This window comes from Sinorhizobium fredii, assembly GCF_002944405.1.
GTDB classification, from domain to species: Bacteria; Pseudomonadota; Alphaproteobacteria; order Rhizobiales; family Rhizobiaceae; genus Sinorhizobium; species Sinorhizobium fredii_C.
Window position 1 is genome coordinate 2,044,551 of the sequence record NZ_CP024307.1, and the last position, 15,811, is coordinate 2,060,361.

Genomic DNA, 15,811 nt, shown 5'->3' on the forward strand with positions numbered 1-15,811 from the left:
CAACTCGGTTTCGGGTGCGGCTCGTATCGGAATGGGCCTCGTCGAATTCATCGTGACGATTGCCGTGATGACGGCAAGCGTGGCGCTCGCGATCGACAGCATGCTGCCGGCGCTTTCGAGCATCGGCCAGTCGTTCGACGTTACCAATGCCAACGACGCGCAGCTCGTCATCGGCATATTCTTCCTCGGTTTCGGCTTTTCGCAGATTTTCTTCGGCAGCCTTTCCGATGCCTTCGGCCGCCGCGTGGTGCTGCTCGGCGGCTTGGCCTTCTTCACCATCTCGAGCTTCGCCGCCTCGCAGGCGACGAGCTTCGAGGCGCTGCTGGTGCTGCGCTTCATCCAGGGCATCGGTGCCGCGGCGGTGCGCATCACCACCATGGCGATTGTCCGCGACTGTTTCGGCGGCCGCGAGATGGCACGCGTCATGTCCTATGTGATGATCGTCTTCATGATCGTGCCGATCGTCGCTCCCTCGCTTGGACAGGTTGTCATCGTCTATGCCGATTGGCACTGGATCTTCATTCTGATCGGCGTGATCGGCCTCGTTCTTTTCTTTTTGGCGCTGACTCGCATGTCGGAGTCGCTCCCTGCCAAGGAGCGCCTGCCGCTCTCGTTCGGCGCTATTCTTTCAGGCTTCCGTACGGTCCTGACGAACCGCATCACCTGCGGTTACATGATCGGCCTGACGCTGTTCACGGCGGTCATCTGCGCCTACATCGTCAGCGTGCAGCAGGTCTTCGGCGAAATTTACGGTCTCGCCGACTGGCTGCCGATCGCCTTTGCCGGAACGGCCGGCGGCATCGCTGTGGCAAACTTTGCCAACGGTTTTTTTGTCCGCAGCTTCGGCATGCGTCGCATCTCGCATGCCGCACTGATCCTGTTCACGCTGCTTGCGGCCGCGGGTTACGCGCTGTCGCTGGCCGGCACGCCGGCCTTCGTCGTCAGCTACGTGATGTTCTCGGTGCTGCTGATGTTCTTTGCCGTGATCGCCACCAATTTCACGGCGATCAGCCTCGAGCCGATGGGCCATCTCGCCGGCACGGCCACCGCGATTACCGGCTTCATCTCGACGACGGCCGGCGCCCTCATCGGCAGCGCCGTCGGCCAGCTTTTCAACGGAACGCTGCAGCCCTTGTTCGGCGGATTCGCGCTCTTCGGACTTCTGACCATTGCCGCTACGCTCTGGGCGGAAAAGGGAAAGCTCTTCACCCATCCCGGCGACCAGATCGCCGGTCCCGATCACGGTGGCGGACATATGTAACAACAAAGCCCGCTCGGCGATCCGGGCGGGCTTTCTCTATTGTGACGCCTGTAACGTCCTTGATCAGACGGTGAAAACCTCGCGCCGCAGCGCCTCCCAGCTTTCCTTGTCGGTGGCGAGAAGCAGCCCGCCATTGGTGTGGGCCGGCAGATAGCGCGATCCGTCGAAGCGGGCCGCATAGGCGCCGGCCTCTTCGGCGATCAGCGTGCCGGCAAGGTGATCCCACGGCATGAGCTTCTGGTACATCAGGAAGTGCAGATGGCCGGCTGCGAAGATGCGGTATTCATGCGCGGCGCAGCGGTAGCTTGTGGCGATCCTCACCTTGGCCAAATTGCCCATGACGATCCGGCGGTCGTCTTCCTGGTAGAATGCCGTCGAGGCGCCGCCGACCATGCTGCCAAGCGGCACGCCGGCCGTGACCGACAGCCTCTCCTGCGACCCGTTCGGCCGGCACATCCAAGCGCCGGAACCTTTCTCGGCAATTACCCAATCATTGCCGAGCGGATCGTAGATGATGCCCGCAACGGTCTCGCCTTTGGCGACGACGCTCGCCATCACCCCGAAGAGCGGCAGGCCGGCGGCAAAGTTGAAGGTCCCGTCGATCGGATCGACGACAATGGCAAGCTCGGCATCCGCCAGCTTGTCGAGGAGAGCGGGATCGGCCGCGACCGACTCTTCCCCGATGAAGACTGCGCCAGGCGCGATCGCGTCGATCTTCGCCTTGATCAGCCTCTCGGCAGCCTCGTCGCCTTCCGTCACAAGATCGATCGCCTCGGACTTCGTCCGCACATCGCCCGATTCCAGATTCCGGAAGCGAGGCAGGATTTCCTTCACCGCCGCCTCCTGCAAAAGGTTGGCAAGGGCGGCGATATCGACGGACTGGCTCATTCTGTGGGCTCCGAAGAAAGGGACTGGAAATCGAACAGTTTTGGATCGAGCAGGTGCGACGGGTTCACATGGCCGAGCGCGCGCAGCATCGTGTCCTTGCGGCCGGGCATGCGCCGCTCGATGTCGGCAAGCATCCCCTTCATGGCATTGCGCTCGAGACCGTCCTGCGAGCCGCAGAGATCGCACGGGATGATCGGGAACTCCATCGCTGCGGCGAATTTCGCGAGATCGTCCTCGGCCGCATAGGCAAGCGGCCGCAGGACCGTCAGGTCGCCCTCGTCATTGAGAAGCTTCGCCGGCATCGACGCCAGGCGGCCGCCATGTAAGAGGTTCATGAAGAAGGTTTCGAGAATGTCCTCGCGATGGTGCCCGAGCACCAGGGCATCGCAGCCCTCCTCCCGCGCGACACGGTAGAGGTTGCCGCGCCTCAGCCTGGAACAGAGCGAGCAATAGGTGGCGCCCGTCGGCACCTTCTCCTTCACGATCGAATAGGTATCGCGATATTCGATCCGGTGCCTGACGCCGATCGAGGCGAGATAGTCCGGCAGGATGTGTTTCGGAAAGTTCGGCTGGCCCTGGTCGAGATTGCAGGCAATGAGCTCGACCGGCAGAAGCCCGCGCCACTGCAGATCCATCAGCAGCGCCAAGAGGCTGTAGCTGTCCTTGCCTCCGGAAACGCCGACGAGCCAGCGCTTCGACCCTTTCAGCATGCCGAAGTCGTCGAAAGCCTGACGCACTTGGCGCAGCAGGCGCTTTCTCAGCTTGTTGAAGGAGACGGAGGTCGGCATCCGCGCGAACAGCGGATGAGCACCGGTGTCGAGAACGGCGTCTTCCGCATTGGGAGCAGCGTCCATCATCTCGCGCTCAGGCGATAGTGAGAGTTCCATGGCGGTAGTCTCGGATTCTGAGGGCGAAATAGGTCCGCCCAAAGGCCCGAACCCTTGCCCGGTCTGGTACCGAAGATCAAGGGAAAAGGGGGCGGCGGCGCAATGAATTGCAGGAATCGAGCCCTCAACCTCAGCGAAATTGCCCCTCACCGTAGCCCTCTCCCCGCACGCGGGGCGGAGGTCACGGCAGCGGCATGAGGGGCACCCTCAGACGCTCACGGCCCAAATACCGACCAGCCGGTACGCGCCGCGAGCATCTCGAGCGCCAGCGAGCCCAGGAGCGAATTGCCGTTCTCGTTGAGGCCCGGCGACCACACGGCAATCGAGGCTTTGCCGGGCGCGACCGCCATGATGCCGCCGCCGACGCCGCTCTTGCCGGGCAGACCGACGCGATAGGCAAAGTCACCGGATCCGTCATAATGGCCGCAGGTGAGCATCAGCGCATTGATGCGCCGGGCCCGCAGGCGCGATACGACGGAATGGCCGGTCAACGGATTGGTGCCGCCCGCCGCCAGAAAAAGGCCCGCCTTCGCCAGCTGGCTGCAGGTCATGGCGAGCGCGCAGTGGTGGAAATAGACGCCGAGCACATGCTCGACCGGATGGTCGAGCCGTCCGAAGGAGCGCATGAAACTGGCGAGCGCGAAATTGCGGAAGCCGGTGGCCGTCTCGGAGCGGGCAACCTCGTGGTCGATGACAATGTTCTCGTCGTCGGCCAAGTAACGGACGAAGCGCACGATCTCGCCTATCAGTTCCCTCGGCGTGTGGCCGGCGAGGATCAGGTCGCTGATCGTGATCGCCCCCGCATTGATGAAGGGGTTGCGCGGCTTTCCACCCTCGTGTTCGAGTTGCACGATCGAATTGAAGGCCGACCCGGAGGGTTCGCGGCCGACCCGATGCCAGATATTCTCGCCATGCTTGCCGAGCGCCAGCGTCAGCGTGAAGACCTTCGAAATGCTCTGGATCGAGAACGGCACTTCCGCATCGCCGACCCGATGCACATCACCGCCCGTCGTGACGATCGCCATGCCGAAATGCTGGGGATTTATGCGGGCAAGCTGGGGAATATAGTCGGCAACCTTGCCCTCGCCCAGCCGCGGCGTCAGCTCGCGATAGATGTCGTCGAGGATCTGTTGCAGATCCTGAGGCGCTTTCTGCTCCGGCATGCGGCACTCCTCGATCTTGGGTCGCTCCGGCAGTTTTCTACAAAAAAACCGCCCGTCTCCGGGCGGTTTTCGAATTCACGAGGCCGAGCCCGGATTAACGCGAATAGAATTCGACGACCAGGTGCGGCTCCATGACGACCGGATAGGGAACGTCGGTCAGAGCCGGAACGCGGACGAAGGTCGCGACCATCTTGTTGTGATCGGCTTCGATATAGTCCGGAACGTCGCGCTCAGCGAGCTGAACGGATTCGAGAACCGTAACGAGCTGCTTGGACTTGTCCTTGACTTCGATGACGTCGCCCGGCTTGCAACGGTAGGAACCGATGTTGACGCGAACGCCGTTGACCTTGACGTGGCCATGGTTGACGAACTGGCGGGCGGCAAAGACGGTCGGAACGAACTTGGCGCGGTAGACGATCGCGTCGAGGCGCGATTCAAGCAGGCCGATCAGGTTTTCCGGGGTGTCGCCCTTGCGGCGGGAAGCTTCGGCGAAGATCGCACGGAACTGTTTTTCACGGATGTCGCCGTAGTAGCCCTTCAGCTTCTGCTTGGCGCGCAGCTGCACGCCGAAGTCGGAAAGCTTCGACTTGCGGCGCTGACCGTGCTGGCCCGGGCCGTATTCGCGGCGGTTGACCGGGGACTTCGGGCGACCCCAGATGTTCTCGCCCATGCGACGGTCAATTTTATACTTGGACGATTCGCGCTTGCTCATCGCATTTCCTTTCAATCGGTTACACCGGTCTGTTGCCAAGCCGGATCAAGGAAACACGCCCTCCTCTGAACTCATTTTGGGAGTTCTGACAGGCTTCTCACGATCACGCTGCCGGAGAAACCACGGGACATGTCAAATGAAACACCGGGCATCGCTGCCCGGCGTTGGGCGGGTCTTTACGCATTGGGCGGGGAATTGTCAAACGGATTTACGCAAGAAACGCAGGGATTTCCGCCAATCCCCGTTCCGAAAAATCACTCCGCGGCCGCGCACTCCGACATGCCGGCATCCGGCGCATTCGCATCACCCGGACGGGTCTCTTTGCCGAGGTCAGGGAAAGCGACGATTCGTTTGCCAGCGAAATCCGCATGCACGACGATCAGCCCCTGCTCTTCGAAATAGCCGAGCAACCGTCGCGCCCGCCGGGCGGAATGCGTGCCGTAAGCACGCGCGATCATCGCGTCAGAAGGACAGGGAGCGCCACGCACGGCCGCCTGCGCCATCATCAGGAAGACGCCCTGCAGGTCCTCCGTCACCCGATCGGCGAGCCCAAGAGCCGATGCCCAGGCTTCAGTCGCAGCCGTTTCGGGATCCACCCCCGAGCGCGCCACGGCCATCTTGCGCCGAAAAACACCGAGTGACGGTGCGGAGCCTGGCACACGGCGGATGCGGCAGCGAACCAGGAAATCCTGGTACAGCTCGGCGTCGGGCCGGAACGCCGCTTCCGGGTTTGCAAGAATCTCGGCGAACACGCCATCGATCAACGCCTCCCGCTCCTCGGCGGAGAGTTCCGGCTGGGCGGGTTTCGCCTCGACCGGTGTCTGAGATTCCGGCCGCGGCCGCGACAGTTCCGCGAGAATATCGCTGGCGGGCCGCGGCTGGGGCGCCGCACGTCGGACAATGGGTCGGCTCAATTCTTCCGGATCGGGCGTGAAGATCAGGTCCTCGACATCCTGCGGCGCCTCCGGCAGCGGCATCAGCTTCGGGCTCGTCGAGCGCGCCGACGTCTCGACCGATCCGATCGTCACCTTCAGCGGCCGGCGGGAAAGCGCCGGGCCGAGCGCTACGAAGGAGCCACGCTTCAGGTCGCGGAACATTTCGGCCGTGCGACGGTCCATGCCGAGCAGGTCGGCGGCGCGCTGCATGTCGATATCGAGGAAGGTGCGCCCCATCAGGAAGTTCGACGCTTCCGCCGCGACGTTTTTGGCAAGCTTCGCCAGGCGCTGGGTGGCAATCACGCCGGCCAGTCCGCGCTTACGGCCGCGGCACATCAGGTTGGTCATCGCCCCGAGCGACACCTTGCGCGCCTCTTCCGAAACGTCGCCACCGACCGAGGGCGCGAACATCTGCGCCTCGTCGACGACGACCAGGACGGGATACCAATAGTCGCGATCCGCATCGAACATCGCGTTCAGGAACACGCCGGCGCTGCGCATCTGCTGCTCAATGTCGAGTCCCTCGAGCGAAAGGACGCACGAGACGCGGTGCTGGCGGATGCGCGTGGCGATGCCGATCAATTCCGCATCCGTCCGCTCGCCCTCGATCACCACATGACCGAACTTGTCGGCAAGGGTCACGAAATCGCCTTCTGGGTCGATGATGCACTGCTGCACCCAAGGGGCGGACTGCTCAAGCAGCCGGCGCAACAGATGCGACTTGCCCGAGCCTGAATTGCCCTGCACCAGGAGTCGCGTCGCCAGAAGCTCTTCGATATCGAGCGAGGCCGAAGTCCCTTCGGACGTCGTTCCCATGTCGATGCCGACTTTCATTCCCACCTCTTCGTCACGAATTGATTCGCGATCCGCCGGGAGCGCCAAAACCAGCGACACCTAGCACGGTTTTGGCTCCGGTCAGGGCCGCTATTCAGACAACTCACAGGAATACGCGTGCGACCCAGCAAAAATTGGTTCCCTGGAAAAAAATCGCAAAAGTTGAAAGCGGGCAGATCCCCTCCTATTCACTGGAGTCGCCTGATGATAGTCCCAGACAGGATGCAAGGAAGCTGATGTCCCGATACGACACCGAGAACCACTTTCAGTTCGACAAGCAATTGCGCGAGGCTGCAAGACCCCCTATCGCGTCATTTCGCCGGCGGAAGCGCGGCGCTCGTGAATCAGCCTTGCCTTGCGATTGCGATCGTGCTGGCGGCCGCCGCCTTCATCCTGCCGACGGCGTTCTGACGCTCATGCGGAACGCATGGTGAGCCCAAAGCCCTGCATCAGCCGCCGCGTGGCGAAATCGGGCCTGCCGGAGGTGAAAATCGCCGGATCCTCGCCGTTCAACGGCTCGAAACCGTTCGGCAACGGCACGAGCGAACGCGCCCGCCGCGCGATTGCCTCGGCCGGATCCAGCCAGTCGACCGGCCAGGGCGCCAGCCGCCGGAAGACGTTCGCCATGAACGGATAATGCGTGCAGGCGAGCACGACGATGTCGGTCTTCCGATCGTCCATTTCGACAAAGCAGGGGGCGATCTCCGCCAGCACCGCCTCGTCCTCCAGCTTGTCGCCGCGGATATAGGCTTCCGACATGCGTGCCAGGTTCTCCGAACCGACCAAGCGCACATAGCACTGCGAGGCGAAGGATTGGATGAGATCGCGCGTATAGGCGCGCTTCACCGTTCCGGGCGTTGCCAGAACCGAGACCAGTCCCGAACGCGTCCGCTCGGCCGCCGGCTTGATCGCCGGTACCGTGCCGACGAAGGTCATTTGCGGATAGGCGGCGCGCAAATCCGCTCCGACCAGTGTGAAGGCGGTATTGCAGGCGATGACGCAGATTTCCGGATCGTGCTCTCTGAGCAAGTCGCCAAAGAGCGCGATCACCCGCACCTTTAGCGCCCCCTCCTCCCATCCGCCATAGGGAAAGCCGGCATCGTCGGCGACATAGATGAAGTGCCGCTCCGGCATCAGCACGCGCGCCTCGCGCAGCACCGTCAGACCGCCGATGCCGCTGTCGAAGACGAGAATGGGTTTGAGCTCAGTCGTCGTCACCGCCGCCTTGCCCCTTCCTGCCTCCGGCCGGTGCGCCCGAGCCGCGCGGGTTTTCGCGCGTGAAGCGGTCGAGCGATGAGATGACGCCGCGCAGCACCTGGATTTCGGATTCGCTGAAGGAAGGCCTCGTCAGAACAGCGCGGAGATTTTCCACCAATTTCGGCTTTTTATCGGCGGAGCGAAAGTAATTGCGCGCCTCGAGCGCCCCCTCGAGATGTTCGAACAGCCCCTGAAGATGTTCCTTCGTGGCCGGCCGCTGCTCGATCGCCTGGAACGAGGTCTCCTCCTCGGACTCCATGCCGGTCTTCATCCACTCATAGGACATCAGCAGCACGGCCTGGGCAAGATTGAGCGAGGCGAAGGCGGGATTGACGGGGAAGGTTACAATCTCGTCTGCGAGCGCCACCTCCTCATTGGTCAGTCCGGTACGCTCGCGGCCGAAGATGATGCCGACCGCCTCCCCGACCTTGAAGCGCTGGCGGAGCGAGCGGGCGGCAACGATCGGCGAACGCACCGGCTTGTAGCCATCCCGATCGCGGGCTGTGGTGGCGTAGACGAAGTTGAGGTCGGCGATTGCCTCCTCTAGCGTGTTATAGAGTTTGGCCCCGTCGATCACATGATCGGCTCGGCTCGCCGCCGAGCGCGCCTTCTCACTCGGCCAACCGTCGCGCGGATTGACGAGACGCAGTTCCGAAAGCCCGAAATTCGCCATGGCGCGAGCAACCATGCCGATGTTCTCGCCCAGCTGAGGGTAAGCGAGAATGATCGCCGGCCCCTCCGTCAAGAGTTCGCGCTCGCTGTTCGTGCCTGCCATTATGATACCTTGCCTCTATTCGCCGCTTCCCTCGCACAAAAACCTTGGAAATTAAAGCCGGGACACCAAAGTCGGCGACGCCTTTGCTGACCCAAAGTTTCGGCCAACTATGCTTTGCCTTGCCGGTCCACAGTGCTATAGGGCTGTGGATTTTTCCACCGGAGGGGCGTCGGCCACGGCGTCTCAGAAAGCACGAGGCATATTCATGGCAAAGATCAAGGTCGCCAATCCGGTCGTCGAGCTCGACGGCGATGAGATGACCCGCATCATCTGGCAGTTCATCAAGGACAAGCTGATCCATCCCTATCTCGACCTCGATCTGGAATATTACGACCTCAGCGTCGAAAACCGCGATGCGACCGAAGACCAGGTGACGATCGATGCCGCGAACGCCATCAAGAAGCACGGCGTCGGCGTCAAGTGCGCAACGATCACGCCGGATGAAGCACGCGTCGAGGAATTCAACCTGAAGAAAATGTGGAAGTCGCCGAACGGCACGATCCGCAATATCCTCGGCGGCGTCATCTTCCGCGAACCGATCATCTGCAAGAACGTCCCGCGCCTCGTCCCCGGCTGGACCAAACCGATCATCGTCGGCCGCCACGCCTTCGGCGACCAGTATCGCGCCACCGACTTCAAGTTCCCGGGCAAGGGCAAGCTGTCGATCAAGTTCGTCGGCGACGACGGCCAGACGATCGAACACGACGTCTATGAGGCCCCCGGCGCCGGCGTTGCGATGGCGATGTACAACCTCGACGAATCGATCACCGAATTCGCCCGCGCCTCGTTCAACTACGGCCTGCAGCGCAAGGTGCCGGTCTATCTCTCGACCAAGAACACTATCCTGAAAGCCTATGACGGCCGCTTCAAGGACATCTTCCAGAAGGTGTTCGACGAGGAATTCGCCGAAGAGTTCAAGGCCGACAAGCTCTGGTACGAACACCGCCTGATCGACGACATGGTCGCCTCGGCGCTCAAGTGGTCCGGCGGCTACGTCTGGGCCTGCAAGAACTATGACGGCGACGTGCAGTCGGACATCGTCGCCCAGGGCTTCGGCTCGCTCGGCCTGATGACCTCGGTGCTGATGACCCCGGACGGCAAGACGGTCGAAGCGGAAGCCGCGCACGGCACGGTGACCCGCCACTACCGCCAGCATCAGAAGGGCGAGGAAACCTCGACCAACTCGATCGCCTCGATCTTCGCCTGGACCCGCGGTCTGGCGCACCGCGCCAAGCTCGACGGCAATGCCGAACTGGCGAAGTTCTCCGAGACGCTGGAGCACATCTGCGTCGAGACTGTCGAGGCCGGCTTCATGACCAAGGACCTGGCGCTGCTGATCGGTCCCGACCAGCCGTGGCTCTCGACCACCGGCTTCCTCGACAAGATCGACGAGAACCTCAGGAAGGCAATGGCCGCTTAAGCGGCCAGCCCGACAGCCACAACTGCGAAACCCGGCCTGTGCCGGGTTTCTTGTTTGAAGCGCCGAAGTAAAAACGAGACCGCGTCACTTGAGCGGCAGATAGATTTCCGTAAGCAGCTCGGTCGGGGCCACTTCGCGCGGGTTGTTCAGATACTTCTCGAACATGACGCTGTCGCGGATCTCGCGGCCGGAATTCGGCAGCCAGGTCCCATAGAGCCATTGATAGGCCCTCGGCATGTCGGCATAGGGCCCCCTGTGCCGCAGCACGGCATAGTTCCCGCCGTCGATCCTTTGCGGCGTAAGTGGCGCTTCGGCCGGTCCCTCGTCGTTGATCGTCACGCAGGCGAAGGATCGGAGCTTGTCGGTCTCCACCAGTTCCGGGTCATCCAGGTAAATTCCGATCATCTCCATCTCCGACCGAAGGAGGCCGCGCGCGAAAAGGGTAGCGTAAAGCGTTTCGAAGGCCTCGCCGATACCCATATAGGAACCGGAATGGGCGACACCGGCCAGGGTCAGAGGCTCTATGGTCCTCAAGTCAACATCGTACATGACAGCATTTCCTTCCATGGAAGCGGTTTCAAACACCTTGTGGCTCCCCTCCTTCCTGTAGCGCGCCGGCGGAAGACCATAGACGGCCCTGAAGGTGCGGTTGAAGGATTGAACATTCGGGTAGCCAGAGCGTCGCGCGATCGCTTCGACTGAAAGACCGGTCTGGACAAGTTCTGCCGCTGCCCGTTGCAGCCGCAATCGCTTGACGGTCGCCGCCAAGGTTTCGCCATGCACCGCCCTGTAGATGCGGTGCCAATGGTGCGGCGAAAGACAGGCGATCTCCGACAGCCGGTCGAGATTCAGCTCTTCATCGAGATGCCCGTAGATATAGGCCGAGACGTGGTGAAGCCGCCTCTCATATGTCGCCCATGCACCGCCCGCCATATCGAACCTTTCGCGCTTCGCTCGACCACGTTCAAACCACAGATCGAATTGACGAATCCTGCTGACCTGAATGCTGCCCGCTCAGCTTGTGCGGCATGGCGACTCAGATAGGCTGAGAATGCCCGGCACGTACCATCCAGCAAACGTGGCGCATCTCGAAAGTTTCGCCGATGCCCGATTCTCTTATCCCAAAAACTGTCAGCGTGATCGCCGAGGGATACGGCCGCGCCAGGCTGAAAGCGGACGCTTTGGCCGGCCTGACCGTCTCCATCGTCGCCCTACCGCTTTCAATGGCCATTGCGATCGCCTCCGGCGTAACACCCGATCGCGGGCTCTATACCGCAATCGTCGGCGGATTTCTCGTTTCGCTCCTCGGCGGCAGCCGGGTCCAGATTGGCGGTCCGGCCGGTGCCTTCATCGTTCTCGTCGCTGCGACCGGCGCCCGGCATGGTATCGACGGCCTGTTGCTTGCGACTGCGATGGCCGGCCTCATGCTCGTTGCGGCCGGCTACTTGCGCCTCGGACAGTACATCAAGTTCATCCCCTACCCCGTCACGGTCGGCTTCACGGCCGGGATTGCTGTGATCATCTTTGCCAGCCAGTTGCGCGACCTTTTCGGGCTGACGTTACCAGGCAGCGAACCGGGGCCGATTGTTGAAAAGATCGCGGCACTCGCTCGGTCCGCCGATACGGTCAATCGGGCCGCGGTGCTGACCGCCACCCTGACCGTCGGCATCATTCTCGCGCTGCGCCGGTTGCGGCCGCATTGGCCCGGAATGCTCATCGCCATCGGCGCCGCATCGGTCCTCGTCGCCGTCCTGCACCTGCCGACGGACACGATCGGCACTCGCTTCGGCGGTATTCCGCGCGGACTGCCGCTTCCGACCTTGCCGCCTTTCTCCCTTGAGAAAGCCGTTGCGGTGTTCCCGGATGCGGTCTCGTTGGCTCTTCTCGGCGCGATCGAGTCACTGCTTTCGGCCGTTGTCGCTGATGGCATGACGGGACGCAGACATCGATCCAGCATGGAGTTGATTGCCCAGGGGATAGCCAATCTGTGTTCGGCGCTCTTCGGCGGCATCTGCGTCACCGGCACCATTGCCCGCACCGCAACCAATGTTCGCGCCGGAGGCACTAGCCCCGTTTCCGGCATGCTGCATTCAGTCTTTCTCCTTCTCTTCATGCTGCTTGCCGCACCGCTAGCAAGCTATATCCCGCTCGCTTCCCTCGCTGGCGTGCTTGCCGTCGTCGCCTGGAACATGATCGAAAAGCCGGCCTTCATGGCGCTCTTGCGGTCGTCCTACGGTGATGCTGTCGTGCTGCTGGCCACCTTTTTCATCGTTGTCTTTCGCGAACTGACAGAGGGGATAGTGATCGGTGTGGCGCTCGGCGCCCTCCTGTTCATCAATCGAATGGCGAAAGGCATCTCAGTCGGTGAAATGAAGCCGCTTGAGCTGCTGCAATCGGGAAATCGCGACGAAGAGCACCCGGTCATTGGCGATGATCCGGAAACGGTGATCTATCGGATTGCAGGCATCTTCTTCTTCGGCTCGGCAGCCACCGTTGCAGCGGTGCTCGATCGGATCGCCGATCAGCGCCGAAACTTCATTCTCGACTGCTCCGAAGTCCCCTTCATGGATTCGACCGCCGCCAACATCATCGAAGGGACGTTGCGCAAGGCGGAGAGGCTCGGCGTGCGCTTCATCATCGTTGGCGCCAATACGCAGGTTCGCCGCGCCCTCTATCAACACCACGTGCGTCCACCGCGTGTCTTGATGCGCGGCTCGATCCCGGCGGCGCTCGAGACCATCCGCGGCGAAAAGAGCGCATGAAAAAGGGCGTGCAGCGCCCTTTTCTCCGTCTTTCCGCACCAGCGCCGTTCAACCGGCGAGCGCGACGGCGACCGCCTCGATCGCCTCGGCGGCGCGTCCGCCGTCCGGGCCGCCCGCCTGGGCCATGTCCGGCCGCCCACCGCCACCCTTGCCGCCGAGCGCAGCCGAGGCGACGCGCACCAGATCGATGGCGCTAACTTTGGACGTCAGGTCGTCGGTGACGGCCACGACCGCACTCGCCTTGCCGTCACCCGAGACGCCGACGAAGGCGACGACGCCGGAACCGAGCGTCTTCTTGCCATCGTCGGCAAGGCTTTTCAGATCCTTCGGCTCGACGCCGGAAATGACCTTGCCGAGGAAGCGGACGCCGCCGATCTCGCGGGCCGCGTCGCCCGAGCCGTTCTGGCCGTCACCGACGAGGGCGAGCTTCTTCTTCGCCTCGGTGAGTTCGCGTTCAAGCTTGCGCCGCTCGTCGAGCAGCGCCTCGACCCGCCCGAGGACGTCCGCGGGCTGGACCTTCAGGGCCGATGCCAGCGTCTTGACGCGCTCATCCTGTTCGTTGAGGTAGGCTCGCGCGGCTTCGCCGGTCAGCGCCTCGATACGGCGCACGCCGGCGCCGACGGCACTTTCCGAGACAACGCGCACAAGGCCGATGTCGCCGGTTGCGGAGACGTGCGTGCCGCCGCAGAGCTCGACCGAATAGGGTTTTCCGGCCTTCGAGCCGCGAATGCCCTGGCCCATCGACACGACTCGGACCTCGTCCCCGTATTTTTCGCCGAAGAGCGCCATGGCACCCTCGGCGATGGCATCGTCGACGCTCATTAGCCTCGTGGTCACCGGCGTGTTCTGAACGATGATCTCGTTGGCCATTTCCTCGACGACCTTCAGCTCCTCGGCCGACATCGGTTTCGGATGCGAAACGTCGAAGCGCAGCCGCTCGGGGGCGACGAGCGAGCCCTTTTGCGCCACGTGCGTGCCAAGCACCTCGCGCAGCGCCTCATGCAGCAGGTGGGTTGCCGAATGGTTGGCGCGCAGGCGCGAACGGCGGGCATGGTCGACGGTAAGCGCGGCTGCCTCGCCCCTTTTGATGATGCCTTCCGAGACGGTTCCGTAATGGACGAACAGCCCTTCGCCGCGCTTCTGCGTGTCGGTAACCGCAAGCTTGCCCGTTTCGGTGGCAATGACGCCCGTGTCACCCATCTGGCCGCCGGATTCCCCGTAGAAGGGCGTCTGGTTCAGGATCAGCTGGACGGTCTCGCCCTTGGTGGCGGACTCGACCACCGCACCGTCGCGGACGATCGCCTGGATCACACCCTCAGCCGATTCCGTGTCGTAGCCGAGGAAGTCGGTGGCGCCGTGCTTTTCCTTGAGCTCGAACCAGATCGTCTCGGTGGCCGCTTCGCCGGAACCGGCCCAGTTGGCGCGGGCTTCGGCCTTCTGTCGCTGCATGGCGGTGGAAAACGCATCCGTGTCGACGGTGATGCCCTTGGCCCGCAGCGCGTCCTGGGTCAGGTCGAGCGGGAAGCCGTAGGTGTCGTAGAGCTTGAAGGCCGTTTCGCCGTCGAACCGGTCGCCTTCCGAAAGGCCCGCCGAAGCATCCGCCAAAAGGTTCAGGCCTCGCTCGAGCGTCTTGCGGAAGCGCCTCTCTTCGAGCTTCAGCGTTTCGGAAATCAGCGCCTCGGCCCGGACCAGTTCCGGATAGGCGCGGCCCATCTGGCCGACAAGCGCCGGCAGCAGCTTCCACATCAGCGGCTCCTGCGCGCCAAGCAGCTGCGCATGGCGCATGGCGCGGCGCATGATGCGGCGCAGCACATAGCCACGGCCTTCGTTGGAAGGCAGCACGCCGTCGGCGATCAGGAAAGCGGAGGAACGCAGGTGGTCGGCGATGACCCGGTGGCTCGCGCGGCGGTCACCCTCCGCCTTGACGCCGGTCGCCTCCTCGGAGGCTGCGATCAGGGCGCGGAACAGATCGATGTCGTAATTGTCGTGCTGGCCCTGCAGCACGGCGGCGACGCGCTCGAGACCCATGCCAGTGTCGATCGACGGCCGCGGCAGGTTGACCCGCTCTTCCTTGGTGACCTGCTCGTATTGCATGAAGACGAGGTTCCAGATCTCGATGAAGCGGTCGCCGTCTTCCTCGGCCGAGCCGGGCGGGCCGCCCCAGATCTGCTCGCCGTGGTCATAAAAGATTTCCGAGCAGGGACCGCAGGGGCCGGTATCGCCCATCGCCCAGAAATTGTCGCTGGTCGGAATGCGAATGATGCGCTCGTCGCTGAGGCCGGCGATCTTCTTCCAGAGGTCAAATGCCTCGTCGTCGGTATGGTAGACAGTGACGAGCAGGCGCTTGGCGTCGAGCCCGTATTCCTTGGTGATCAGGCTCCAGGCGAGCTCGATCGCCCGTTCCTTGAAATAGTCGCCGAAGGAGAAGTTGCCGAGCATCTCGAAGAAAGTGTGGTGCCGGGCCGTGTAGCCGACATTGTCGAGGTCGTTGTGCTTGCCGCCGGCGCGCACGCATTTCTGCGCCGTCGCCGCGGTCGAATAGGGCCGCTGCTCGAGACCGGTGAAGACGTTCTTGAACTGCACCATGCCGGCATTGGTGAACATCAGGGTCGGGTCGTTGCGCGGCACCAGAGGGCTCGACGGCACGATTTCGTGACCGTTCTTGCGGAAATAGTCGAGAAACATCGACCGGATTTCATTCACGCCGCTCATCTTGCGTCCTATCTGTGCACATGCCGGCTGCAACCCCACGCGTTTTCCGCGCCTTGCGCCGTTTTCCTTTAACCCCGCGTCTACCACGCATAGCCGCCTCGCCGATGACGCCGTCACCGGAACCACAGGCTTTTATCTTCCGCATATCATGCTGTCCAGACGGCAGCAAAAACCGGCCGATCTGATCGACGGCCGGTTGATGGCA

At 62.8% G+C, this 15,811-nt stretch carries 12 protein-coding genes; 3 read left to right on the forward strand and 9 right to left on the reverse strand.

Annotated elements, in window-relative coordinates:
* The first annotated feature begins 31 nt into the window (after positions 1–31).
* Entirely contained in the window at positions 32–1,261 is a 1,230-nt protein-coding gene (locus tag NXT3_RS10175) for a multidrug effflux MFS transporter (protein WP_050988346.1), read from the forward strand.
* 63 nt (positions 1,262–1,324) lie between these two features.
* Here NXT3_RS10175 and NXT3_RS10180 read toward each other — a convergent pair whose 3' ends face one another.
* The 7 genes from NXT3_RS10180 to NXT3_RS10210 all read right to left on the reverse strand — a co-directional run bounded on the left by NXT3_RS10180 (position 1,325) and on the right by NXT3_RS10210 (position 8,712).
* The gene (locus NXT3_RS10180) at positions 1,325–2,149 is read right to left on the reverse strand and encodes an inositol monophosphatase family protein (RefSeq protein WP_097538291.1); all 825 of its coding nucleotides are present in this window, start codon (positions 2,147–2,149) and stop codon (positions 1,325–1,327) included.
* The gene (gene ttcA / locus NXT3_RS10185) at positions 2,146–3,036 is read right to left on the reverse strand and encodes a tRNA 2-thiocytidine(32) synthetase TtcA (protein ID WP_104839280.1); all 891 of its coding nucleotides are present in this window, start codon (positions 3,034–3,036) and stop codon (positions 2,146–2,148) included. The genes NXT3_RS10180 and ttcA overlap by 4 nt, the downstream gene beginning before the upstream one ends.
* Before the next feature lie 215 nt (positions 3,037–3,251).
* Entirely contained in the window at positions 3,252–4,199 is a 948-nt protein-coding gene (locus NXT3_RS10190; RefSeq protein ID WP_104839281.1) for a glutaminase, read from the reverse strand.
* A gap of 94 nt (positions 4,200–4,293) precedes the next feature.
* The gene (gene rpsD, locus NXT3_RS10195; RefSeq protein WP_018239866.1) at positions 4,294–4,911 is read right to left on the reverse strand and encodes a 30S ribosomal protein S4; all 618 of its coding nucleotides are present in this window, start codon (positions 4,909–4,911) and stop codon (positions 4,294–4,296) included.
* A 254-nt stretch (positions 4,912–5,165) separates the two neighbouring features.
* Complete coding sequence (locus NXT3_RS10200; RefSeq protein ID WP_104839282.1) at positions 5,166–6,680, reverse strand: helicase HerA domain-containing protein; 1,515 nt, start codon at positions 6,678–6,680, stop codon at positions 5,166–5,168.
* A 414-nt stretch (positions 6,681–7,094) separates the two neighbouring features.
* Positions 7,095–7,898 (reverse strand): glutamate racemase, encoded by an 804-nt coding sequence (gene murI, locus NXT3_RS10205; RefSeq protein ID WP_104839283.1) that lies wholly within the window; start codon positions 7,896–7,898, stop codon positions 7,095–7,097.
* A complete protein-coding gene (locus tag NXT3_RS10210) occupies positions 7,885–8,712 on the reverse strand; it encodes an RNA methyltransferase (protein ID WP_037424428.1) in 828 nt (275 codons plus the stop codon). Before NXT3_RS10210 ends, murI begins: the two co-directional genes overlap by 14 nt.
* A gap of 205 nt (positions 8,713–8,917) precedes the next feature.
* Between NXT3_RS10210 and NXT3_RS10215 the strand changes: the two genes are divergently transcribed.
* Positions 8,918–10,132, forward strand: coding sequence for an NADP-dependent isocitrate dehydrogenase (locus NXT3_RS10215; RefSeq protein ID WP_104839284.1), 1,215 nt, complete (start codon positions 8,918–8,920; stop codon positions 10,130–10,132).
* A gap of 84 nt (positions 10,133–10,216) precedes the next feature.
* Here the strand turns inward: NXT3_RS10215 and NXT3_RS10220 are convergent, their stop codons facing one another.
* Positions 10,217–11,065: an AraC family transcriptional regulator gene (locus NXT3_RS10220; protein WP_104839285.1), complete on the reverse strand. Its 849-nt coding sequence runs from the start codon at positions 11,063–11,065 to the stop codon at positions 10,217–10,219.
* A gap of 170 nt (positions 11,066–11,235) precedes the next feature.
* Between NXT3_RS10220 and NXT3_RS10225 the strand changes: the two genes are divergently transcribed.
* Positions 11,236–12,894 carry a SulP family inorganic anion transporter gene (locus NXT3_RS10225; protein WP_104839286.1) on the forward strand — a complete coding sequence of 553 codons (1,659 nt, stop codon included), beginning with the start codon at positions 11,236–11,238 and terminating at the stop codon, positions 12,892–12,894.
* 48 nt (positions 12,895–12,942) lie between these two features.
* Here NXT3_RS10225 and alaS read toward each other — a convergent pair whose 3' ends face one another.
* A complete protein-coding gene (gene alaS / locus NXT3_RS10230; RefSeq protein WP_104839979.1) occupies positions 12,943–15,606 on the reverse strand; it encodes an alanine--tRNA ligase in 2,664 nt (887 codons plus the stop codon).
* Positions 15,607–15,811: the final 205 nt, after the last annotated feature.